21 protein-coding genes are annotated in these 23,130 nt (G+C 57.3%); 9 read left to right on the top strand and 12 right to left on the bottom strand.

All coding sequences use genetic code 11. The features are described from left to right. The first annotated feature begins 499 nt into the window (after positions 1-499). Positions 500-730, top strand: a complete 231-nt coding sequence (locus AB3175_RS12915; protein ID WP_367361359.1) for a hypothetical protein — start codon at positions 500-502, stop codon at positions 728-730. 66 nt (positions 731-796) lie between these two features. Here the strand turns inward: AB3175_RS12915 and AB3175_RS12920 are convergent, their stop codons facing one another. Then, positions 797-1,411: a pyridoxamine 5'-phosphate oxidase family protein gene (locus tag AB3175_RS12920; RefSeq protein WP_367361360.1), complete on the bottom strand. Its 615-nt coding sequence runs from the start codon at positions 1,409-1,411 to the stop codon at positions 797-799. Between the two features lie 401 nt (positions 1,412-1,812). On the opposite strand from AB3175_RS12920, the gene AB3175_RS12925 reads away from it, so the two are divergent. The 5 genes from AB3175_RS12925 (at position 1,813) to AB3175_RS12945 (ending at position 9,839) form a co-directional block, all read left to right on the top strand. Further along, positions 1,813-2,970, top strand: coding sequence for an efflux RND transporter periplasmic adaptor subunit (locus AB3175_RS12925; protein ID WP_367361361.1), 1,158 nt, complete (start codon positions 1,813-1,815; stop codon positions 2,968-2,970). Next, positions 2,967-6,083, top strand: coding sequence for an efflux RND transporter permease subunit (locus AB3175_RS12930; protein WP_367361362.1), 3,117 nt, complete (start codon positions 2,967-2,969; stop codon positions 6,081-6,083). Before AB3175_RS12925 ends, AB3175_RS12930 begins: the two co-directional genes overlap by 4 nt. A 371-nt stretch (positions 6,084-6,454) precedes the next feature. Further along, on the top strand, positions 6,455-7,153 hold the full coding sequence (locus AB3175_RS12935; RefSeq protein WP_367361363.1) for a S8 family serine peptidase: 699 nt from the start codon (positions 6,455-6,457) through the stop codon (positions 7,151-7,153). Positions 7,154-7,200: 47 nt separating this feature from the next. Further along, positions 7,201-8,955, top strand: coding sequence for a caspase domain-containing protein (locus tag AB3175_RS12940; RefSeq protein ID WP_367361364.1), 1,755 nt, complete (start codon positions 7,201-7,203; stop codon positions 8,953-8,955). Then, positions 8,952-9,839, top strand: coding sequence for an alpha/beta hydrolase (locus AB3175_RS12945; protein ID WP_367361365.1), 888 nt, complete (start codon positions 8,952-8,954; stop codon positions 9,837-9,839). The genes AB3175_RS12940 and AB3175_RS12945 overlap by 4 nt, the downstream gene beginning before the upstream one ends. A gap of 82 nt (positions 9,840-9,921) precedes the next feature. Here AB3175_RS12945 and AB3175_RS12950 read toward each other — a convergent pair whose 3' ends face one another. The 7 genes from AB3175_RS12950 to minC all read right to left on the bottom strand — a co-directional run bounded on the left by AB3175_RS12950 (position 9,922) and on the right by minC (position 15,606). Further along, complete coding sequence (locus tag AB3175_RS12950) at positions 9,922-10,176, bottom strand: hypothetical protein (protein WP_367361366.1); 255 nt, start codon at positions 10,174-10,176, stop codon at positions 9,922-9,924. 118 nt (positions 10,177-10,294) lie between these two features. Beyond that, positions 10,295-11,650, bottom strand: coding sequence for a 16S rRNA (cytosine(967)-C(5))-methyltransferase RsmB (rsmB, locus tag AB3175_RS12955; RefSeq protein WP_367361402.1), 1,356 nt, complete (start codon positions 11,648-11,650; stop codon positions 10,295-10,297). A 1-nt stretch (position 11,651) separates the two neighbouring features. Next, a complete protein-coding gene (fmt, locus tag AB3175_RS12960; RefSeq protein ID WP_367361367.1) occupies positions 11,652-12,590 on the bottom strand; it encodes a methionyl-tRNA formyltransferase in 939 nt (312 codons plus the stop codon). 33 nt (positions 12,591-12,623) lie between these two features. Then, positions 12,624-13,607, bottom strand: a complete 984-nt coding sequence (locus AB3175_RS12965; protein ID WP_367361368.1) for a hypothetical protein — start codon at positions 13,605-13,607, stop codon at positions 12,624-12,626. Positions 13,608-13,701: 94 nt separating this feature from the next. Continuing rightward, on the bottom strand, positions 13,702-13,983 hold the full coding sequence (gene minE, locus AB3175_RS12970) for a cell division topological specificity factor MinE (protein WP_367361369.1): 282 nt from the start codon (positions 13,981-13,983) through the stop codon (positions 13,702-13,704). Position 13,984: 1 nt separating this feature from the next. Then, a complete protein-coding gene (minD, locus tag AB3175_RS12975) occupies positions 13,985-14,788 on the bottom strand; it encodes a septum site-determining protein MinD (protein ID WP_367361370.1) in 804 nt (267 codons plus the stop codon). Between the two features lie 110 nt (positions 14,789-14,898). Then, complete coding sequence (gene minC / locus AB3175_RS12980; RefSeq protein ID WP_367361371.1) at positions 14,899-15,606, bottom strand: septum site-determining protein MinC; 708 nt, start codon at positions 15,604-15,606, stop codon at positions 14,899-14,901. Between the two features lie 532 nt (positions 15,607-16,138). Here minC and AB3175_RS12985 point away from each other — a divergent pair. Beyond that, positions 16,139-16,456, top strand: coding sequence for a hypothetical protein (locus AB3175_RS12985; RefSeq protein ID WP_367361372.1), 318 nt, complete (start codon positions 16,139-16,141; stop codon positions 16,454-16,456). A gap of 154 nt (positions 16,457-16,610) precedes the next feature. Here AB3175_RS12985 and AB3175_RS12990 read toward each other — a convergent pair whose 3' ends face one another. The 4 genes from AB3175_RS12990 to AB3175_RS13005 form a co-directional block, all read right to left on the bottom strand. Next, the gene (locus AB3175_RS12990) at positions 16,611-17,882 is read right to left on the bottom strand and encodes a DEAD/DEAH box helicase (protein WP_367361373.1); all 1,272 of its coding nucleotides are present in this window, start codon (positions 17,880-17,882) and stop codon (positions 16,611-16,613) included. Between the two features lie 100 nt (positions 17,883-17,982). Continuing rightward, positions 17,983-18,150 carry a hypothetical protein gene (locus AB3175_RS12995; RefSeq protein ID WP_367361374.1) on the bottom strand — a complete coding sequence of 56 codons (168 nt, stop codon included), beginning with the start codon at positions 18,148-18,150 and terminating at the stop codon, positions 17,983-17,985. A 198-nt stretch (positions 18,151-18,348) separates the two neighbouring features. Beyond that, a complete protein-coding gene (locus tag AB3175_RS13000) occupies positions 18,349-18,549 on the bottom strand; it encodes a cold-shock protein (RefSeq protein WP_367361375.1) in 201 nt (66 codons plus the stop codon). 257 nt (positions 18,550-18,806) lie between these two features. Further along, the gene (locus tag AB3175_RS13005) at positions 18,807-19,454 is read right to left on the bottom strand and encodes a lysophospholipid acyltransferase family protein (protein WP_367361376.1); all 648 of its coding nucleotides are present in this window, start codon (positions 19,452-19,454) and stop codon (positions 18,807-18,809) included. A gap of 521 nt (positions 19,455-19,975) precedes the next feature. On the opposite strand from AB3175_RS13005, the gene waaF reads away from it, so the two are divergent. Continuing rightward, the gene (gene waaF / locus AB3175_RS13010) at positions 19,976-21,109 is read left to right on the top strand and encodes a lipopolysaccharide heptosyltransferase II (RefSeq protein ID WP_367361377.1); all 1,134 of its coding nucleotides are present in this window, start codon (positions 19,976-19,978) and stop codon (positions 21,107-21,109) included. Positions 21,110-21,599: 490 nt separating this feature from the next. Then, positions 21,600-23,045, top strand: coding sequence for a tryptophanase (locus tag AB3175_RS13015; protein ID WP_367361378.1), 1,446 nt, complete (start codon positions 21,600-21,602; stop codon positions 23,043-23,045). Positions 23,046-23,130: the final 85 nt, after the last annotated feature.

Raw genomic sequence — 23,130 nt, forward strand, 5'->3', positions numbered from 1 at the left:
ATTCTGATGGGGGGCGGGGTCGCCGCAGGCCGCCGCACCGGCCCGACACTCCTGTCATCCAAACCCTGCAAAGCCAGGCATTCCTGTCCGCGGAGGGATCGAAAAAAAACCAAAAAGTGAACGGATGGAGTTGACCCCTTGAAGGGGGCCGTTAGCGCCTTGCTACGCGAGCGTCAAAAAATATTCATGAGGTTGTCCGGATAGAGGGTTGTAATAGGGATGTATCGACTCTGCCAGTTTTATGCTGGTATATGTTCCGTAATCGATCCGTATTGAGTTTGTCTTAAATTGTGGCACTATTACAGCGCTTTGGCGATTCGGCCGGCGGAGTTCCAGGAAAAGCCGTCTTTGATCTGATCCTGGCCGCGTGACCCCTTGTCCGAATCCGAATGCTGAAAGGAAAAGGGGGCTTTCTTCTTAGAGAGAATCCATTTTTTTGCCGCCTGGAAAGATGCTTCAACGAAGCATGACATGCCGGACGGACTGTAAGGGAAGAGCTATGAATTACCAACAATACCTGAAAACATTGATCGGCAGGAGAGGGACACTGGACTTTCCGGAAAAGGGCTCCTGTGGTGTGCTTGAAAACAGTTCCTATTACAAGCTCCGCTTCAACGAATCAAACCTTTCCCATCGGAATGCCCATCTCATCGATGTTCAGGATGACTTTGTCGTCATCCAGCACGATGTCCATGGGGCGATGAAAATACCCCTCTCGTTTTTCTGGTAAATGAGTCAGGACCGGCGACGGTGGCTTCAGGAAAGGCCCATCGTTCCGGCGGCCGTCGTCAGAACGTCAGGGGATCACCCAGGAGGCGTCCATCCGGCTTTCTTTCCACGAGAATTTTGCCCGGATATGGCCGGTCAATTTCAGCAGCAGCCAGTCCATTTCATCAAACCGGCAGACAATGGCGGCAAAGTTTTTCCGGGCTTCGGGAATATCAAATAATTTTGGCGCCTTTTCCAGGAGAAAACCCGGAAGACCCGAACTCGGATTCTCCGTGGGCGACCCCGGCGGAATTTCTGCGCAGTAGTTGATGCGGTGATGCAGGCGCACCTGGTCCCACTGCGCTTCCGCCACCTCGTCATCGGTGTGGACCGAAGCGGTTCCTGAAATGCGCAGCTGCAGCCATTTTTCATGATGATAGAACAGCCAGCTCACATTGGGATTGTCCCGGATCTGCGGGACCTTTGAACCCCGGGCATCGCAGTGACAGACCAAGGCCCGGTCCCTTTCTGAAAACTCCCTCAGGATCACGATCCGCACCTGGGGCCTGCGGCCATCCATGGTGGTCAGGATGGCCTGGTGAAAGGGGTCCCTGAAGTTTTGGACGCCGTTATGGAGTTGTCTCCAGCTTGATTCGAGAACTTCATCCAGTGTTGAAATCGTTTCTTTTTTCCCAAATACCATAGACATTCCCGCAGGCCGTGCAGACAGCTTGTCAGCTTCTGGGCACGCCTTCCCTGAAAAGAAGTTACAGCCAACAAATTATTCCCTTTCATATCACAATCTTCAGGAAATACATATCATGATCGGCAAGAGCCTGATGTTCCGTGACTTTACAGGGAAGAAGGCCTGAAAGGACGGTGGAAATCACGGCGGGAGGCGTGCAGGACCTGATCTCGTTTACTGCGGCGAAAGGAGGAGGACGCGCGTATTCGTGGACTGGTCGAGGCAGGCCGCTTCTTCTCCATGCCAATGAGAAGGCGGTAAAATCCGGGGCGCTCCAATTAAATCTTGACGGTGCTTTTCGTATGGCCTATTTTTCCCCATATTTTCTTCCCATGCCGTGTGCGGAAAGGTCGTTCTTCATGAAAAAGCGCTTTGCCTGTCTGGCCGCTGCCACCCTCGTGATATCGTTTTTTCTGATCACCGCCTGTTCGGAAAGTTCCCGGGATGCCGCTCCGGAAAAAACAAGCCGGGACAGACAGATTCCTGTCACCGCCGCCAAGGCGGTACTCAAAGAAATTCCGATAGAAATCAAAACGTTCGGGAATGTTCAGGCCCGTTCGAGTATCCAGATCAAGTCGGAGGTTGACGGCATTCTCGCCAAAGTGCACTTCAGCAAGGGGCAGACGATCCGGAGGGGAGATCTCCTCTTTACCATCGATTCCCGATCCTACCAGGCGGAGCTGGATCGGGCCAGGGCCAACCTCCTCAGGGATCGGGCCATGGAAGAACATGCCCTCCTCACGGCGGCACGTTTTCGAGAGCTCTTCAAGAGGGAATTGATTTCCCGCAGCGACAACGACAAGGCCCAGGCGGAAGCGGCCGCCCTGACGGCAACGGTTCGAGCCGACCGGGCGGCGGAAGCCACGGCGAGGCTCCAGGTCGGACGCTGTTCCATCTACAGTCCGATCACCGGGCGGGCCGGAGACCTTCTCACCGCGGAAGGGTCTTTGATCAGGGCCAGGGAGGCCACCATGGTGACGATCAACCAGATCCGGCCCATCGAGGTTTTTTTCAGCGTCCCCCAGGCCGATCTGCCCGCGATCCGCAGTGCGATGGCCGGAGGAATCCTGAGAGTCAGGGCAGGATTGCCGGGGGACAGCAGGCCTCCGGAGGAGGGCGACCTCTTTTTTATCGACAATTCGATCAATCAAGGAACCGGAACGGTGCGTCTTGCCGGGGTGTTCCGCAACGACCGGGAGGTGCTCTGGCCGGGCCAGTACGTCACCGTGACCCTGGTGCTCGGGATCCGGAAGGACGCCCTGGTCGTGCCGGCGGAGTCGGTTCAGGCGGGTCAGGATGGCAAATTTGTCTTTGTCGTCAAAGAGGACCAGACGGTTGAACTCAGGCCGGTTGCCGTCCAGATGGCCACCGGGGTTGAGGCGGTCATCGACAGGGGTCTGGGGGCCGGCGAGCGTGTTGTAACCGACGGCCACCTGGAACTCGTCCCGGGCGCCCGGGTCGAGATCAGGGCTGCCGCCGATAAAGAGCCCGCAAAAACGCCGGGGGAGCGTCCGTGAATCTTTCGGAGCCCTTCATCCGGCGCCCTGTCATGACGATGCTGTGCATGCTGAGCATCGTCCTTGCCGGTCTGATCGGTTATCGCCTCCTGCCGGTGAGCGATCTGCCCGCGGTGGACTTTCCCACGATCAGCGTTTCCGCCTCCCTGCCCGGTGCAAATCCGGAAACCATGGCCTCAACAGTGGCGACCCCTCTTGAAAAGGAATTCACGACCATTGCCGGCCTCGACTCCATGATCTCCACCAGCTCTCAGGGGTCGACCCGCATCACCCTGCAATTTGACCTGAATCGCAATATCGATGCGGCGGCCCAGGATGTGCAGTCCGCCATCTCGCGCGCCAGCCGTCGTCTACCTGAGGATCTGCCGACCCCGCCGTCCTTCCGAAAGGTCAATCCCGCCGACCAGCCGATTCTGTACCTGGCCCTGACCAGCCCAACCCTTCCAATGTATCTGCTCAACGAGTACGGGGAGACGCAGCTTGCGCAGCAGATATCGAGGGTGACCGGCGTGGCGCAGGTGTCCGTCTACGGCTCGCAGAAGTACGCCGTCCGCATCGAGCTGGACCCCCATGCCCTGGCCTCCCGCGGCATCGGCATCGACGAGGTGTCCTCGGTTATCGGTCATTACAACGTCAACAATCCCCTGGGTACCCTCACCGGCGCGCAGACCCTGGCCACGCTGCAGTCTGAAAACCAGCTGATGAAGGCCGGCCTGTACCTGCCTCTCGTCGTGGCCTACCGCGACGGCCAGCCCGTGCGCCTTCAGGAGCTGGGGAACGTTCGGGACAGCGTTGAAAATGACAGGGTGGCGGCATGGTTCGCCACGCCGACAACCCGCAGCCGCGCCATCATCCTGGCCATTCAGCGGCAGCCCGGAACCAACACGATCCAGGTCGCCGACGCCATCAAGGCCCTGCTGCCCGCCTTCCGCGAAAAGCTGCCGGCATCCGTATCCCTGGTCGTCCTGCGCGACAGCAGCATTCCCATCAAGGACTCGGCAAGGGATGTGCAGTTCACCCTGTATCTGACCCTGGTCCTCGTCGTCCTGGTCATCTTTCTCTTCCTTCGCAATCTGTCCGCAACGGTCATTCCGAGCTTGACCCTTCCCGTCTCCCTTATCGGAACCTTTGCCGTCATGTACCTTCTGGATTACAGCATCGACAACCTGTCCCTCATGGCCCTGACCCTGTCTGTGGGGTTCGTCGTCGATGACGCCATCGTCATGCTGGAAAATATCATGAGGCATATCGAGATGGGAAAACCGCGGATGCAGGCGGCCCTGGAAGGGGCCCGGGAAATCGGCTTCACCATCGTATCCATGACCCTCTCGCTGGCCGCCGTGTTCATCCCCGTCCTCTTCATGGGGGGCATCGTGGGACGCCTCTTCCGGGAGTTTTCCGTTACCATTGCCGTGGCCGTTCTGATCAGCGGCTTCGTCTCCCTGAGCCTGACCCCCATGCTCGCCAGCCGGTTCATCCGCGCCCCGGGGAGAGAACGGCATGGGCGGGTCTACCTCATGGTGGAGTCGGGGTTTGATGCGATGCTCAGCTTTTACCGCAGCACCCTGCTTTGGGTCCTTTCCCGCGAGCGCGCAACCCTGATCTTTTCCGCCGCCCTTCTTGCCGCAACGGTCTTCCTGTTTTACGCCATTCCCAAGGGCTTCATCCCCTCGGAAGACCGGGACCAGATCTCGATCAGGACGGAGGCGGCAGAGAACATCTCCTTCGATTCCATGGTTCAGCATCAGCTGGCTCTGCTCGATATCGTGCAGAAGGACCCCAACGTCGACCGCTTCATGTGCAGCGTGGCCTCAGGAGGCGGCCAGAGCGCCACGAATACCGGGAGCATGTTCATCGTCCTCAAGCCCCGCCGTGAAAGGGAACTCAGTGCGGATCAGGTGATCGACAGGCTCCGGCCAAAGCTCGCCTCCGTTCCGGGCATCAGGGCCTTTCCGACCAATCCGCCCCCGATCAACATCGGCGGACGTGTGACCAAAAGTCTCTATCAGGTGACATTCCAGGGGATTGAAACGAAGGAGCTGTTCCGCTACGGCGCTGAAATGGAGGATCGGATGCGCCGGATGGAGGAACTGCAGGATGTGAGCAGCGACCTGCAGCTGAAGAATCCCGAGGTGCACATCGATATCGACCGCGATCAGGCGTTCATCCTGAACGTCACGCCGATGCAGATTGAAAACGCCCTTTACAGCGCCTACGGGTCGCGCCAGATTTCGACGATCTACACCCCGAACAACGATTATCAGGTCATCATGGAACTGCTGCCTCAGTACCGGACCGATCCTTCCGTGCTGTCCATGCTTCATGTCCGGTCTTCCACCGGGCAGCTGGTCCCCCTGAGGGCGATCACGACGCTGCGGGAGGATATCGGCCCGCTGACCATCAGCCATTCCGGACAGCTGCCCTCGGTGACCATTTCGTTCAACCTCAAGCCCGGCTATTCGCTCGGCCAGGCGGTGGAGAGGATCCAGGCCATGACGGCCGCCTCCATGCCCTCCGGGATGACGTTCGAATTTCAGGGAACCGCGAAGGCCTTCCAGTCATCCCTTGCCAGGATGGGGATTCTGTTGATTCTGGCCATCGTGGTGATTTACATCATTCTGGGGATCCTCTATGAAAGTTTCTATCATCCCGTCACCATCCTCTCCGCCCTGCCTTTCGCCGGTTTCGGGGCGCTGCTGGCCCTTATGGCCTTCCGCCATGACCTTTCCATCTATGCCTTCGTGGGCATAGTCATGCTGGTCGGCCTCGTGAAGAAGAACGGAATCATGATGGTGGACTTCGCCATCGAGGCGCAGCGCAGACAGGGGAAAAATCCGCATGACGCCGTCTACGAGGCCTGCCTCGTCCGTTTCCGCCCGATCATGATGACGACGATGGCCGCCCTCATGGCCGGGCTGCCCATCGCCCTGGGATACGGCGCAGGGGCCGAATCCCGGCGCCCCCTGGGGCTGGCCGTCGTCGGCGGCCTGCTCTTTTCGCAGACGCTGACCCTGTATGTGACGCCGGTGTTCTATGTAGCGATGGAAAAATTGCGGAGCCGGATCGCCAGCGGCCATCGGAAACAAGACTCCGCGACGGGGGCGGAGCCCTGATCGATCAAGACATCCACAAAAAAACGAACGCCGGAATGCATCCCATTGGCTGAACGAAAAGGACCCTGCCGCAGGAGAAGAGATCCTGGTGGCGTCTCCGGGTTCCGTCCGCATAGTGTAACTCCGCGGGCGTTGCACATGGCTGCGCTGCGCTGTGATGGTGAAAGGCGGAAATAATCCGGAAATCCGGAACCGTCAGAGTTCCTCAAGGTGATATGCAGCAAGATGCCGCCGGCTGTTGCCGCCGTATTTTTTTTTGACACTCGCCGCTGGGGCTTATATACTTTTCCTGCGTGGCGAGGCACGTTTTTATCGGTACTGAGAAAATGGTGCGGGGAACGCCAGGGGGTCAACAGGTGGGGAGGGAGAAAATGCAGGAGAAGAAAGGAAAAGGCTTTTTGCTGGGAGGGCCCGCCGGAACCGGGGCGAACGGCCCGCAGGAGGGCGACATCAGGCTGCGCGACGAGAGGGGAAACTGGCATGTCGTTCAGGGCATTCCCCTGTATCCGCCACTCTATACCGATCGCTCCGCGACGATAGCCGTCATCGATTCCGGGATCCTGGCCGATCATCCGCAGATCAGGGGACTGATTGCCGAGCAGGAGGATTTTACCGGGGAGGGTCCGGAAGACAGGATCGGACACGGCACGATTGTGGCCATTCTGACACTGCAGGCCCGGAGTGCAGCGCCTCCGGAATTCCAGAACCTGCCCTCTCCGAGGATTCTTGTGGCGAAGGTGGCGGATGCCGACGGCACGGTAGACAAGCACGCCGTGATTTCAGCAATCGACTGGGCCGCCTCCCGTGGAGCCGTAGTCGTCAATCTCAGCCTGGGGTTTATCGAAGGGACGGACGATTACAGCGATCTGTGTTCCGCCATCACGAAGCATCCCGAAGTGCTCTTTGTGGCGGCTGCCGGCAACTACGGACCGGATGTCAGGGTGTATCCCGCGGCATGCGCCCAGGATGGGGCGGCCAATATAATCTCTGTGGGAACGACGGACGATTGGTCCGGGAAAGGCGACATCCAGGCTCCGGGAACGGTCACCCTGAAGCCTCTTGAACCGTAAGGCTGTCGAGGCAGCACTGAAGCAGATCCACAGAAGGAGGTTCTGATATGGAGAGGGCCGCCGTTCTTATCGGTGTCAGCAAAACGGGCAATCTGCCCGAGCTCCAGGCGGTAACGCCGAGCGTCCAGCGCATGACGGACTGGGCGCGCAGGCAGGGAATCGATGAAGGGCACCTGCAGGTCCTGACGGACGAGAAGAATCCCGTAACCGTTGAGCAGGTCCATTCGGCGATCACTGCCCTTGTCGACCGGGCCTCGGTGGAGCAGCTTATCGTCTATTTTTCCGGACACGGAATCAACATCGACAGCGAATTCTGGCTTCTTTCCGGTGCTCCGAAAAACGTCAACGAGGCCGTCAACGTCGAGGGAAGCGTGCGCCTTGCCCGGTATTGCGGCATCAGCCATGTCGTCCTGATATCCGATGCCTGCAGGAGTGCCGCGGAAGGCCTCCTGGCCCTGCAGATCAAGGGCGGCGAAGTGTTTCCCAACGAGCCCGTCAGCGGGACGGAGAAGCCTGTTGACATCCTCTTTTCGTGCGCCCGCGGGAAACCCTCCCTGGAAATTGTCGATCCGGCCGCGGCGGCGGCTGAAGCGGCCAAGCGCTATTCGGCGCTGTACACGGAGGTGCTGCTGGACTACCTTACCGGGCGGCACCAGGAGACCCTGCATCCCGTTGAAGAGGACGGCAGGGTCGTCGCAGAACTCCGCCTGGGAGAGCTGGCAGACTGCCTCAAGAGGGACGTGCCGGCCCGACTGGCTGCCATGAAGATCGACCCGAAGCTCAACCAGCTACCGGACGACCGGATCAGCCGCCATACGGAGGATGCATGGATCGCGCGCATGCCCTTCAAGGGCAGGCTTCTCTCCCGGACCTTTTCCCCCGGCATTCCCGCGCGCGAGCCGCCGCCGGTTACGCCCTTTACGGTTTCCGAGGGACTGGTATCCGCGTCCCTCGAGGGCGACCAGCGCAAATGGAAGGAACTGCTCAGCCTGGAATCAGGCGGCCGCGAAAGGGGGCTGCTCGAGGCGGTGGCCACCCAGGCGGAGCCCTTCGGCCCGATGCATTTCGAAACCCAGTGCGGGTTCAAGATCCGGGGCGCGCGGATCGTTGACACGGTCCAGCGCGATGTGGCCGCCGAACTTCTGGGAACGGCGGGAGACACTGTCCGGGTCGGGGGGCTGACGGCGCCGGGGGCGAACGTGCTCCTCGTCCTCGAAAACGGATGCGGAGTCGCGGTTCCCGCACTGCCGGATTTCATCGCCGCCCTCAGCTTCGAAGGGGGGCAGCTGGTGGATGTGAGCTATGAACCTTCGGAAAACACGTGGCGCTGGGGCGAGTATGCCCATGCGGTCAACGAGCTGCGTTCCCTGCGGGCGACGATCGCGGCATCGGCCGCCCTGGGCGTATTCCGCCTCAACGAGGAGGGCGGCCTCGCCCTGGCGAGGCGCATGCAATACGCCAAAGGGGTCGATCCGTCCCTGGCGCTCTACGCGGCCTACGTCTATGACAGCCTGCAGCGGCGCGACCTCATTGACGAAATGCGCTCTTACATGGAAGGCGATCTCGGCCTTGTCTTCTTCGATGTCGCGCTTCTTTCAAGGGCGCCGATCATGGGGCGTTTTGTCCCGCCTTTTCCAATGCTTTCCCAGGGGTGGGCCCTTCTTTCCGCCTACCGGGCGCAGTTGCCGCCATCACTTCACGGAATCGAGCAATGCCGGGTTCCCTCGCTCTGGACGATGTTCAACGGGAAGGGTGTCGCCATGCTTCGAAAAGCAATTCTCTCAGGAGGAATAGAACGATGAAACAGCTGGTGTTCATACACGGTCGTGCGCAGGAGCACAAGGATGCCGCCGAGCTCAAGATGCAGTGGATTGCCGCATTTCGTGAGGGGCTTGAAAAGAATGGTCTTTCAATGCCGATTTCCGAGGATGCCATCCGGTTTCCCTATTATGGCGAAACCCTCCATGGCCTCGTGAGCGGACTGCCGCCGGAGAAGGTGGCGGAGGTCATTGTCAAGGGGGACAACGCCGACGATGAGGAGAGGACTTTCATGCGGGCCGTGATCCAGGAGGTGCAGCAGCGGGCGGGAATCAGTGACGCCATGCTCGCCGAGGCGGCCGGAGCGGACGTCATCGCAAAGGGGCCGCTCAACTGGGAATGGCTCCAGGGTGTGCTGAAGGCGATCGACCGCTTCGTGCCGGGAGCGAGCGGGGCCAGCATCGCCATCGCCACGAATGACGTGTACCAGTATCTTTACAATATCGGCATCCGGGACGAGATTGAAACGGGAATCCGGAAACCCATGCTTCCGGACGTTCCGACGGTGGTTGTCTCACATTCACTGGGTACCGTTGTTTCCTACAGCCTCCTCCGCCGTGAAGGGAAGGAGCTCCGCTGGAACGTCCCGCTGTTTGTGACGGTCGGCTCTCCGCTGGCGATCACGGCGATCCGGAAATCTCTCGCACCGAACAAGCATCCGGCATGCGTCGGGAAGTGGTTCAACGCGATGGACGAGCGCGACGTCGTCGCCCTGTACCCCCTGGACAAGGAAAATTTTCCATTGAATCCTGCCGTGGAAAACAAGACGGATGTGCGGAATCATACGGAGAACCGTCACGGGATTGCGGGGTACCTGAACGACAAGGAGGTGGCCAGGCGCATTTACGATGCGCTTGTTCAGCCGTGACGCAGGGGGCATGTTTCACGAAGCAGCATCCGGATGAAGAGTTCCCGATCCGCTCAGCGCGCCGCTGTCCGGAGCCGTTGCCTTACGGGGCGAAGGGGTTGATCATCTCTGTGCAGCTTACGCCCGTCTGGGGATCATGACTGCAGATGTATCTTTTCCCCTTGCAGATTGCCTCCCAGCTCTGCGTACCCAGGAAGCCGATCAGAGGCGCGTTTTCAATTTCGATCTGGTCAGCCTTGCAGTCGATGACGGTCGATGACATCCGGGCGTACTTTTCGGAGACGGCGCAGCCGCTCACCATCAGGCAGGCAATCACCCATATGATCGTTTTTTTCATTCCAACTCTCCTTGGCGATGATTGTGATGCAATTGAACCGGGATCCTATACGACTTCGGCCTTGAAGGCAATGCCGCGTTTTCCGCCGGAAGGGCGCAAGCAGGCCGGGCAACGGAAATCAGTGCTTGACGAGAATGGCCGCAAAAAATCCATCCATGCCGGACGTGTCGGGAGCCGTCCGGAAAAACCCATCCTCCCCGATCAGGGTGGAGGCCTCCGAAGAAGCTCCGGGAGATGAACGGATGGAAAACTCCCCGTGACGGGAGAGAAAGTTTCCGATGAGAAGCTCGTTTTCTTCGGGAAGGATCGTGCAGGTGCTGTAAACGAGACGTCCGCCGCGGCGGAGAAGAGCGGCGGCGCGATCCATGATGCCGGCCTGAAGGCGGCCGTGGGAAGAAGGGTCCTGAGGCTTCAGGCGCCATTTGATTTCCGGATTTCTCCGCAGGGTTCCCAGACCTGAACAGGGTGCGTCGACGAGAACGCGGTCGAATGTTCCCTGGAGCAATTCCCCCCATTTCGTCGAAGCATCCGCCTGGAGGGTCTCAACCATGGTAATGCCCATCTTCGCCGCCAGGCGATTCAGGGCGTCCAGCTTGCCCGGATAGAGATCCACCGCCAGAACGCGGCCCCCATTCTTCATCAGGGCGGCCAGGTGGGTCGTCTTGACGCCGACGCCGCAGCACAGGTCGAGGATTTCCTCTCCCGGCTCCGGTGAGACCAGGCGGGCAATCAACTGGGAAGCCTCGTCCTGGAGAAGGAAAAGACCCTGGCGGCCCGCGGAAGATGACCGGAGATCATCGGAGGGGCCGTTCAATTGCAATCCGTCCGGGGAGAAATGCGACTCGGTGACGGAGAATCCCTCCTCCTCCAGCAGTGCCTTTAAAAGGGGACGCGACGATTTGAGGGTGTTGACTCGAAGGGTCACGGGCGGGACCTGGTTGTTGGCGCGGCAGAGGGACAGGGTCCGCTCCGGACCGTACATCCTGCTCCAGCGGCGCACCAGCCAGAGCGGATGGGAGCAGACAACGGAGATATGCTCTTCCGGATTTTTTCCCATATCCGGGTAGGGAAAATCGTGGTTCCGTCCCCTGCGCACGGCGTTTCTCAGCAGGGCGTTCACCAGATGTTCCCGGCCGGGGTAGCGGTTCCTCGTCAGCTCGACAGCTTCATTGACCAGGGCAAAATCGGGGATCCGCTCCAGAAACAGAAACTGATAGAGGGCCGTCCTCAGAATGTTTTTGATCCCATCCTGCATGGATGCGAACTTTCCCTTGTAAAGCCGCTCAATGATCCAGTCGAGATGCCCCCTCATCCTCAGTGTGCCGTAAACCAGGGAGGTGAGGAGATGGCGGTCCGCGGCATTGGCGAGGGCATGACGGCGGAGACAGGCGTCGAGGAGGGGCTCGGCGAACGCCCCCGTTCGGTCGATGCGATCAAGGAGATCTACGGCCAGGCTGCGCGGGGAGGGAATCATTTCAGCCAAGAACCGTGTCGGGAAGCAGCTCGTAGCCCCGGAGAAAATCCGACGCGTTCATGCGCTTGCGGTTTTCCATCTGAATGTCCTTCAAGATAACATAGCCGTTTTTTGCGGTCACCGGCAATCCTTCCTTCGTTCCGCTTCCTACCTGACCGGGTTTTCCCGATACGGGCTGCTCGATTCCCCTGGCCGCAAAGATCTTCAGGGTCTTGCCGTCCAGGAACGTGTAAGCGCAGGGGGCAGGGGACAGGCCCCGGATCTGATTGACGATTGCGGAAACCTCCTGGTCCCAGCGAATACGTCCGTGCTCTTTTTTCAGCATCGGCGCATAGGAGCTCAACGAGTTATCCTGGGGGATCCTGGGCGCCTGGTGGCTCTCGAGCAGTTGAACCGCCTGAACAAGAAGATCCGCTCCAAGGGCCGCCAGGCGGTCATGAAGCTGGCCGAAGGTTTCCTCCGGGCCGATCGGGGTTTCTTCCTGAAGAAGAATATCCCCTGTATCCAGCCCCTCATCCATGTACATGATGGTGACGCCGGTGCGGGTTTCCCCGTTGATCAGGGTCCAGTTGAGCGGCGCTGCCCCGCGATATCTGGGGAGCAGGGAGGGATGGACATTGATGCAGCCCAGGGGCGGAAAATCCAGGACCTCCCTGGGCAGGATCTGCCCGAACGCGGCAACGGCGATCAGGTCCGCCGGGAACTGCTTCAGGATCTCCAGAAAGGAGGGATCTCTGACCTTCTGGGGCTGGAGAACCGGGATGCTCCAGCGGGCCGCCGCGACTTTGACCGGCGGCGCCACCAGGTGCTTTCCCCGTCCTTTCGGGCGGTCCGGCTGCGTGACAACGGCGGCGATTTCATAACCCCTTTCAACCAGCTTTTCCAGCGACGGCAGGGCAAATTCGGGGGTCCCCATGAACAGTATGGTTGGTTGCGCCATTTTGGAAAATCTCCTGTCATTCCAGCCGAATGGTTATTTCAAGCCGGCATGTCTCCTTTCGATCCATGTCAAATAGCCTGCGAAAAGCGACGGGTCAAGGCTCTTCATCGTTTTGCGAAGATCGATAAAATTCACGGTTTTTATAAATTTCAGGTGGGGCTCCTGTTCGCAGAGCAGGAGCGCGCGCAGAAAAAGTCCTGCCTCGAGGCCGGGCTCAGGCGTTTGCCGGAATTTCCTCTGCAGGGCAAGATAGTCCTCCACGAGTTCCTTCAAGCCTTCATACAGACCCAGCAACCCGGGTTTGAAAAGGTCACGAAGCACGGCATGGACCGGAAGCCATGCCAGGGCAAGGGATTCATCCCCATATCGTTCCACGAGTTGATCCCTCAGGGATAGAAGATTTGAATCCTTCAGAAATTCCCAATCCAGTGCCTTCGGGTCGTTCAGACAGGCATTCAGGTAGCATTGCCGAGCCTGCGCGAACTCATGGCGCATCAGGTAGGCATCACCGAGATAGCCGTAAATAAGGGCATTTCTCGGCGAAAGAGGAAGGCAGACCTGCAGGGCCGCGATGGCCTCGTCCGGTCGACCGGCCTGCAGATAAATAAACCCCGTGGGGACCGCATTGGAAAGATAAGGGGTGCCGGCCAGGTGATGATCTTCGATCGCCTTCAGAATCCTTTTCTGAAGAGAGGAGCGGATTCCGTCCAGGATGTCCTTTGAGATGCAGGCAACTATGCCGGCATCAGCTTCAAGGGCATTCACGAGGTTGTAAAGGTAAACAGGTTCCTCGATGCCGTCGGGAGCCTGTATCAACTTTTCCTCCAGGAAATCGATGATTTGAAGGAAATGTTCAACCTGCTCCCGCGCCCGGTAGATTGCCCCATAATGCTCAAGGGAATTCTTGGCTGACTGCAGGTCCAGTGACATGAGATCGGCGAGGCCGCTGTTGAGCAGGGTATAGGCATCATCGAACAGGGAAATCTGTTCAAAAACAGGATGGGCTTTCGGGCTCATGACGTTGCGGACATCCCCAAGAAGAAGGCCTCCGCTTGCCGCAGAGGCCTGTTTTTTGTTGAATCAGTCCTTATTTGTAAGGAAAGGAGGCGGATTATGGAAGACTGAAACGGCCTTCTGCATCGGCCAAGGCGATATTGACTTCCAGGACTTCATAATTGCCGTTCTTTTCCACGTTGACCTTGATCTGATCATCGGACACGTTGACATACTTCCTGACGACGTCCAGCAGTTCCTTCTGAAGAAGGGGAATGAAATCAAAAGAACCGCGATAAAGCGCATTGCGCTCATGGGCCACGATAATCTGGAGACGCTCCTTCGCAATCGCCGCGCTTTTTCGTTGCTTCAGGAAACTGAAATAATTGAAAATATTCATGTTAATTCCCAAATAAACGAGCAAAAAAACTTCTTTTGTTCAAAAAACGGTGCGGACGATCTTCGCCGAGAAAACGTGCGACGACATCGAGATAGGCCTGCCCGGCGTCGCTGTTCTTGTCCAGCGCAACGGGAATTCCGGAATTGGAGGCCTGCAGAACCGAAGGGGACTCCGGGATAATGCCCAGCAGGGGGATCGCCAGGATTTCCTGGATATCCTTGGCGCTCATCATGTCCCCGGTATTGACCCGCTTGGCGAAGTAACGCGTTACCAGCAGATGTTCCCGGATCGGCGCGTCTCCATTCTGCGCCCGCTTGGTTTTGCTCGCCAGGATGCCGATGATCCGGTCTGAATCGCGGACGGATGAAACTTCCGGGTTGGTCACAATAATGGCTTCGTCGGCGAAGTACATGGCCATGATCGCCCCGTGTTCGATTCCGGCTGGTGAGTCGCACACGATGAAATCAAAACGCTCCTTGAGCTCTTCAAAAACCTGCTCGATTCCTTCCACGGTCAACGTATCCTTGTCCCGGGTCTGGGATGCGGGGAGGATATAGAGGTCGTCGACGCGCTTGTCCTTGATCAACGCCTGATTGAGATTCCCCTCCCCCCTGATGACATTGACGAAATCGTAGACGACGCGGCGTTCACATCCCATGATGAGATCCAGATTACGCAATCCGATGTCAAAATCGATGACGACCGTTTTATGTCCGCGCATGGCGAGACCTGTAGCAAAAGCGGCGCTGGTCGTGGTCTTTCCCACGCCACCCTTTCCGGAGGTAACAACAATGACTCTAGCCAAGGGAAAATCTCCTTAAAACAAAATGCAATCTTATAAAAAGCAACGTCTCTGACATTAAAAACAAAAAGGGTCACACAAGATCCTGGACCCCTGCATGGCCTTGATCGAGGCTATCCTGCAAAGGGCTGGATCACCAGACGATCCTGTTCGAGATAAATCTGAACGGCCCTGCCTCTTACCGAATCGTCAAAGTCTTCATTCAGCTTGTACTGGCCCGCGATGGAAACCAGTTCCGCATCGAAATTCCGGCAGAAAATCCGGGCTTCGGAATAGCCGTGTATGCCTGCGACGGCCCGTCCCCGAAGGGCTCCGTACACGTGGATGCTTTTTCCCGCCAGAACTTCCGCCCCGGGATTGACCGCCGACAACACCACGAGATCGCCCTGGAGGGCCGCCACCTGCTGTCCGGAGCGGACGGGCTGGGATACGATCTTGTCCTTCGTTGCCGGGAGTGTCCGCTCCTCCTGCGGTTCGGTCCGGGAGATCATGGGTTTGGTGTCGGGAAGAATCCCCAGGGACAGGCTCAGCGCCACCTGACGCATCTGAGGGCTTCCTCCCCGGATTCCGACGGGCACCAGCCCGTGTTTCCTCACCAGATCGACCAGGTGCGGAACATCAAGCGGAGCATCCACATTCTGCAGCGCATTCAGATCGAGCACGAGGGGGGCGCTCTGGAAAAAATTCTTTGCCTTGCCGATTTTCTCGGCGAACTGCTGCTCAATGCGCTCCCTGTCGCTGTCGTAAAGGTAAAGCACCATCAGAGACAAAAGGTTGCCTTTCAACTCTAGGACTGGTGTATGTGCGACAGATGAGGACATGTTATCCTGTAAACATCCCGCGGGCCGATGGTTCTGGAATCTCTGGTCAGCTTTTCTGCTTCGGCAAGGGCAACGTGGTCGAACCGGTTCCCTGGATACGGATGGCAGCTTGTGATGGCCGATATTTTTCAAGTTGAGGAACTATAAATGGAAGGCTGGTTTGTGTCAAGGAAATTAGAATGGAGCGGGAAAATTTGTCCGGATTGTCTAACATTCCGGAATTATGGGGGATGAAGAGAAACGAGTCCTGTTCGCACCCGGCAGGTTCTCCCTGGTGAACGATGCGCGTGATTTCAGCAACGGCCAACCGCCGGCCTGCGGATCGGGTAAAATTGTCTTGACTTATTCATCATTGAGCCTATCCTGAAGATCTTCATGTAATTGACATCTGCTGATCCGTAAATCTCCCTTCGGCAAGGGGAAAAGAAAGAGCTAACGAAGTCCTGCCCATTACAGTGAGGCGGGGCTTTTTTTATGGCAGAAATCCCTCAGGGGATGTGATCAATGAATTTTTTTATGGACGGAGAACGATATGAACATACACATTTTGGAACCGTTGAATCATTTTGTGAAGCTGCAGGGTGATGAATGGGAAAGCGGCTGGTGGAGCCTTGAAGAAGACAAGGCGAAAGGGTTGGTCGGCGGTGAAATCTATTTCCACAAAAAGCTGCAGGAGCCGTCTTATTTCGGGGGGGTCATAACGGGCTACCGGGTCGAGCAGGACGGCCAGCACAGGGGCGATGTCGTTTTCACGCTCCAATATCAATCGGAATGCAGAAATGTGAGGACAGGAAAATACGGGTGGTCCAAAAAAATCAAGATCATCAGCGAGGGAGAAATCTCTTCCTGATGACCCGTCCCGTCCGGTGACGGATCAGGCCTGTCCCGATGGCCCCCTGAAAAGGCGGGCGTCCATGCGGTCAGCGAAAAATTCCCCCGGACCGTGACGGATCGGGGGAATCCAAAAACGAAGCGCGCGCCCTTGACGGGACGGCTCTGCAGGGCTATCGGCCTCGGCGGCCCGATGCTCGTGGCGAAAAATGATGAGAGGAAGGTTTTTTCGCCGGAACGGCGCTCAGGAACTCGGCGGGGAGTTCGCGTCTCGTGTGGCTGACGCTGGAGCGCCGACCTCCGCCGCTTCCTGCCGGAGCAGGCAGCGCGTAATCAAAACCTTCCAGGGTGCGCCGTTCGATTCGCTCTCCCAGGACATGCTCGATGTTTCCCACCAGATCCCGCTCCTCAGGGGTCACAAAGGAAAAGGCATCTCCCTCCTGTTCCGCCCGGCCTGTACGGCCGATGCGATGGGTATAGGCATCGACGGTGTCGGGCATGTCATAATTGATCACATGGGAGATCCGGGTAACATCGATCCCTCTGGCGGCGATGTCCGTGGCGACCAGGATCTGATACCTTCCGTTCCGAAAGCCGCTGAGAGCGTCCTGGCGCCGGCTCTGAGATAGATCGCCCTGCAGGGATGCCACGGGGAAACCGGCTGTTTTCATCTGCATCGCAACCCGTGTCGTTCGATGCTTGGTGCGCGTGAATATGAGAACCGATTCTGTCTGCGTTTCCCGCAAAAGCTTCATCAGCAGGGCTGTCTTGAGGTGCTGTTCAACGGGATACAGGGCATGGGACACCGTCGACGCAGGAGCGTCATCGCCGACCCTGAGAATCACGGGATCGCGAAGCACTTCTCTTGCGAGGAGGCGGATATCCGAGGGCATCGTGGCAGAGAACAGCAGCGTCTGACGCTTTTCCGGCGTCCTCTTGGTGATCTTCCGGATATCCGGCAGAAAACCCATATCGAACATGCGGTCCGCTTCGTCCAGAACGAGGATTTCGATCCCGGACAGGTCGGCGGCTCCCTGGTCCATCAGATCGAGCAGGCGGCCCGGACAGGCGACAACGATTTCAGCCCCCTCCCGGAGCTTTGAAATCTGCGGATTTTTATTGACTCCGCCATAAACAGCGACACTTCTCAACGTTGTCTTCCTGCCCAGTTCCTCGATGGACTCATGAATCTGCTCCGCCAGTTCCCGCGTTGGCGCAACGATTAACGCACGGGTCCCTCTGCGCGGGCTGTCGATCAGGTGCTGCATGATGGGCAGCACAAACGCCGCTGTTTTACCCGTTCCGGTCTGTGCGAGCCCCATGACATCCCTGCCTTGGAGTATTACCGGAATGGATTTCTGCTGGATAGGGGTCGGTGTCGTGTAACCCATGGCCTGGATGCCGCCCTGGATCCGGGGGTGAAAATTAAACTTTGTAAAACTCATTGAAATTCCTTTTTCATGATAATTTGCCGGGATCATCCCCGGCATGGTTGTCCCTTCAGGGGACGTGATGATTGATAAATCCTTGTCTTGCGAAAACCTGTCAGGATTCCGAGGGAAGCGTTTCCTCGGAATGTCCGTTTGCCGTGTCTTCCTGTAGCTCTTCGTCTTTCTTTTCACGATGGCGCTTTGCCATTTTCTCTCTGGCTTTTTGCGCGCGCTCCATTTCCTTCTGCCGCTTGATAAATTGCTGCGGGTTTTTCCGTGCCATAACTTCTCCACTGCTTTTCGGTATGGATGCCTCGTTCCTGAAAGATGCCTCTTCGAAAAAGAAACAACCCCGGAAACCTTATTTTTAACAGGCTCCGGGGTGGAATGAACAGCCAAAACCAAATCAAAAAATTGATGACAATGCACTTTTGAGGCCCAAAAAGATCGGGGCTTTTAAATGCAGCGCGATGGGCGGGTTTTAAAGCTTGCGGACATTTCCCGCCGCAGGTCCTTTTTTTCCTTCAACGACATCGAAGCTGACCCTGTCACCCTCTGACAAGGATTTGAACCCTTCACCAAGGATGGCGGAATGATGTACAAAAACATCGTTGCCCCCGTCTTTTTCAATAAAGCCAAATCCCTTTGAATCGTTGAACCATTTTACTGTTCCTTCCGGCATTTTTCTCTCTCCTTTATATTCGGTTCCATCCAGGAACCTTTGTGAAACTGTCCAGCCACTCGACTTGAAGCGTTTAAAAAAAACCGCACATCCCTAAATCTGGTTTGTGCGGTTCGTTTTTCGTATTTTGTTAACTACAATCAAGTACTGCACTTGTGATGGAAATACCGATAACGGATTTTTATTGAAAATGCAACCGTTTTTCTAAGGATTTTCTCAGAAAAATGAAATGGCCCTTAAAAAAATGGAGCGGACAGTCAGCAGACCAGGTTGGGCAACATGATCTGCTGAAGATGGAGCCGATGCTCTTCAAAGGCCTCGTCATCCTCCCCGGCTGTAACATCCAGCAAATCGCCGAATCGAAGGCGCACCTTCGCGAAGGGCTTTGGAAGCATGAAGCGGTCCCAGCTCTGGAAATACAGGGTCCGGTCGGAGCACGTGTAGAAGGGGACAATGACGGCCCCAGCCGAACGGGCCAGGCTCAGAGCGCCCGCCTTGATGACCCCGGCCGGGCCTCGTGGGCCGTCCACAATGTGGGCGGCAAGGCCTGAGATTTCCAGCCGTTCCACCATCTCGCGCAATGCCCTGCCGCCGCTGCGGGAAGAGGACCCTCTTACGGCAAGCCAGCCGGACTTCTCGGCAATCCGGGCGATAATATCGCCGTCCCTGCTGCGGCTGATCATGAGGGACGGGTGGTAAACGGCGTAGGTTTTGAAATGATAGATTGCCGCGAAAAACTGCTGGTGCCATCCACATAGAAGAACCCTGCCACCGCCTTCCAGGTGATCCATCCAGGGCTTCTCGTTTTCGATCTGAACCCGGAAGGTCCGGCTGTAGCATCGGACAAGGTAATAAAGGGAATTCTGAATAAGGCCTATGAGAGGATACCGGTATTCTTTCAGCACGGAACTGTCTCCGATAGTTGAACATACTAGCGTTTATGAACGAGTGCTGAAGAAAACCGCAGCTTTGCCCGTGTGGTGATCGAATAAGCAGCCATTCGCATCCCGGCCATCGAGCTTCACATGTAAAGCACCATCCGTCGGGTTGTGTCAACTGTTTTGTTTTTGTCTTTGGCATTCCCGGATCCCGGGGGATATGCCGCCAGGCTGCCGCCGGCCCGCAGCAAGCCCTCCTGATCCGCATTTGAAGGGGTGCATATTTACGGAGCAAGACTTCCGGGAAGACCGGGAAAGGGAAATGCGGGCCGGGGAATTCGGCAGGGCGGACAGAAAAGCCCTCAAGTATTTTTTCATGGGAGGTGCACTGCCGGTGGATTATTTTTCCGTTTTCCTATAAGAACAGGCGGGTCGAAATGAGGCCGGTTAACGAGCACCGGAGGCGGTGCCGGGCATTGCCGGAGATCGATGTGAGTAGGGCATGCTTCATTTTGTCCGACCTTTGACGCCAGGGGGGAACACCGAATATGTCCAGAAAGCGGGAACAATTTGCTGATCTTCCGGATCGAGAGGGCAGCGGTTCGTCGTCGGAGATTCCTCTGTTGAGCGTCCGCGGCGGGAAGCGGCTCCGGCGTGAAGGAATACGTAATCTCCTGATCCGGGGCACCAACTGGATCGGGGACGTGGTGATGACCCTTCCGGCCATCGCGTGCATCCGCCGGACCTTTCCCGATGCGCACATCGCGATTCTCGTCAAACCCTGGGTGGCCGATGTCCTTCGCCTTTGTCCCGATGTGGACGAAATTCTGCTCTACAGAAGCCCGGGCATTCACGCAGGGCTGAAGGGGAAGGTCCGTTTGGCCGGGGAGCTGCGGGAGCGTCATTTCGACGCGGCGATCCTGCTGCAGAACGCCATCGAGGCGGCTATTCTGACCCGCATGGCGGGGATTCCGATCCGGGCCGGGTACAACAGCGACGCCCGCGGAGCCCTGCTGACCCATGCTGTCCGGCGGACCAGGGACGTGCGCCAGATCCACCAGGTGGAATATTATCGCGCCATGGTGCATGCCCTTGGCTGCGATCTGGTGGAGTCCGGGGTGATGCTGCGGCCGAGAGCAGAGGACCAGGAGCTTGCGGATCGGCTGATGGCACATCATTCCCTGGAAAAGGGGGCCTTCCTCGTGGGAATCGCACCCGGCGCGGCCTATGGACCGGCAAAAATGTGGTTTCCCGAACGTTTTGCCGCGGTGGCCGACCGGTTTGCCTCGCAGTTCAACGCACGGATTCTCCTGTTTGGCAGCTCCGGGGACCGAAAAGCCATTGAGGACGTCCAGCGGAGTTCGAGCGTCCCCCTCCTCGATCTGGCCGGACAAACCTCCCTGCGGGAGGCGATTGTCCTCATTTCCCGCTGCGGTCTCTTTGTTTCCAACGATTCCGGCTTGATGCATGTAGCCGGCGCCCTGGGAGTTCCCACTGTGGCCATCTTCGGATCCACAAATCCTGCGGCTACCTCCCCGATGGGCACAAAAACCATCGTGGTTCGGGGTAAAGCCGACTGCAGCCCATGCCTGAAAAAAGTCTGCCCGACGGATTTCCGGTGCATGAAATCCATCGGTGTGGAGGATGTGTACCAGGCGGCCAGAGCCATGATGGAGGCGTAGGGGCGTTTGGCCAGTCCTTCTTCCTGGGAGGTATCAGGGAGTCAAAAAGAGGAATAAAAATGCTTTGACAGGGTTGTCCTCATATGCTAGGGGACACAATCACTTGGGGTAACGGAGTTATTTCCCTGCGTGCTTCCAGGACATTCTTTAAACGTGCATTTCTGATCCATCCGTTCAGCCTTCCGGGTATTCGGAGCTGCGCAGGGCAACAGGACCTTTTTTTTCATGGCGACCAATCTGAGTCATCTAGTTCAGGCAGACACAAGCAGAATTTCCAGCATCTGTTATTTTTATTATTATTATTACGGTGGAATGCGCTTGTGTGCCTTTTCGCGGTAGTTAAAAAAGGCCATGGGCGCAAAGCCCATGGCCTTTTAAATTTTGGACGGACAGCGCTGCTGCCGGTTTGTTTGTACGAACGAACCTGGCCCTTCTGTGCGCTGTAAGCAGAAACAAACAATAAACTGCTAACCTTTATAAAGGAGGATTTATGAATATCAAACTGTCCAATGGGAAAGTGCTCCCAGTGGAAATGCACAAGATCAAGATCATTCAGCAAACACGGCTGCCAAGCGCCGATGAGCGGTTGAAGGCCATGGAGGAGGCGGGCTACAACACCTTCCTGCTTCGAACCCGGAACGTTTTCCTGGATATGTTGACGGACAGCGGCACCAACGCCATGAGCGACAACCAGCTGGGCGCCATGATGGTGGCCGATGACGCCTATGCCGGAAGCGAAAGCTTTTACAAACTGGAGGATTCCGTCAGGGACGTGTTCGGAACCCAGTACCTGCTCCCGGTGCATCAGGGGCGGGCCGCTGAGCACCTCCTGGCCAAGGTTTTGGTCAAGCCTGGCGACGTGGTTCCCATGAACTATCACTTTACGACCACCAAGGCCCATTTCACCCTGGCCGGGGGAACCGTCCTGGAGATTTTCACCGATGAAGCCCTGAAGACGGACAGCAAAGAGCCTTTCAAAGGCAATATCGATGAGAATAAATTTCTCGATGTCATCAAGACCTATGGGCCGGAGCACATTTCCTTCGTCCGGATGGAAGCCACAACCAACCTGCTGGGCGGACAGCCCTTTTCCATGGCAAATTACAAGAGGATCAAGGAAATCGCCGCGGAAAACAAGGTGAAATTCGTCCTGGACGCCAGCCTGATCTCCGAGCAGGCCTATTTCATCAAACAGCGGGAACCCGGTTACGAGAACCGCTCCGTTGCGGAAATTATCAGGGAGCTGGCGGACTTGGCGGATATCGTTTACCTCTCCGGAAGGAAGAGCTGTGCCGTCCGGGGCGGGTTTATCGCCACCAACACCAAGGAAATCTATGATCTCATTCTTCCCTGGCTTCCCGTCTACGAAGGATTTGCAACCTATGGCGGCATGTCCACGAAAGAGATCGAGGCCATGGCCGTGGGCGTCCGGGAAATGACCCAGTACAGCGTTGCGAGCAGTTCGGCGGATATGATCCAGTATTTTGCCGAACGGTTAAAGGAGCGGGGCATTCCCGTGGTGACCCCTCCGGGTGGGCTGGCCTGCCATATTGACGCAACCCGTTTTCTGCCCGACCTGTCCCCCGACAAATACATCGCCGGTTCCCTGGCCGCGGCTGTCTATCTTGTATCCGGCGCGAGGGGAATGGAGCGTGGCACCGTGTCGGAGCAGCGGGAACCCGACGGTACCGAGGTCTTTTCAAACCTGGAGCTCCTGAGGCTTGCCGTACCGCGCCGGACTTACACCATCTCGCAGATCGATTACGTCGTTGACCGGGTTTGCTGGCTCTTAAGTCACCGGGATCTGATCAAAGGGCTGATCTTTTACGAAGAGCCGCCCATCCTGCGCTTCTTCTTCGGCAAGATGAGGGCCATTGACAACTGGGGCGCAAATCTTGTCGAGGCCTTCAAAAAAGATTTCGGTCCGGACCTGTAAGATTATCACAGACAAAGGTTTTTCGGGCACCCGGCTAAACTCCGAATGCCCGGAAAACCTGTCTTTTAGCTTTCCGCCCAAAAAG

This window comes from Syntrophus sp. (in: bacteria) (assembly GCF_040768185.1).
Classification (GTDB): domain Bacteria; phylum Desulfobacterota; class Syntrophia; order Syntrophales; family Syntrophaceae; genus Syntrophus; species Syntrophus buswellii.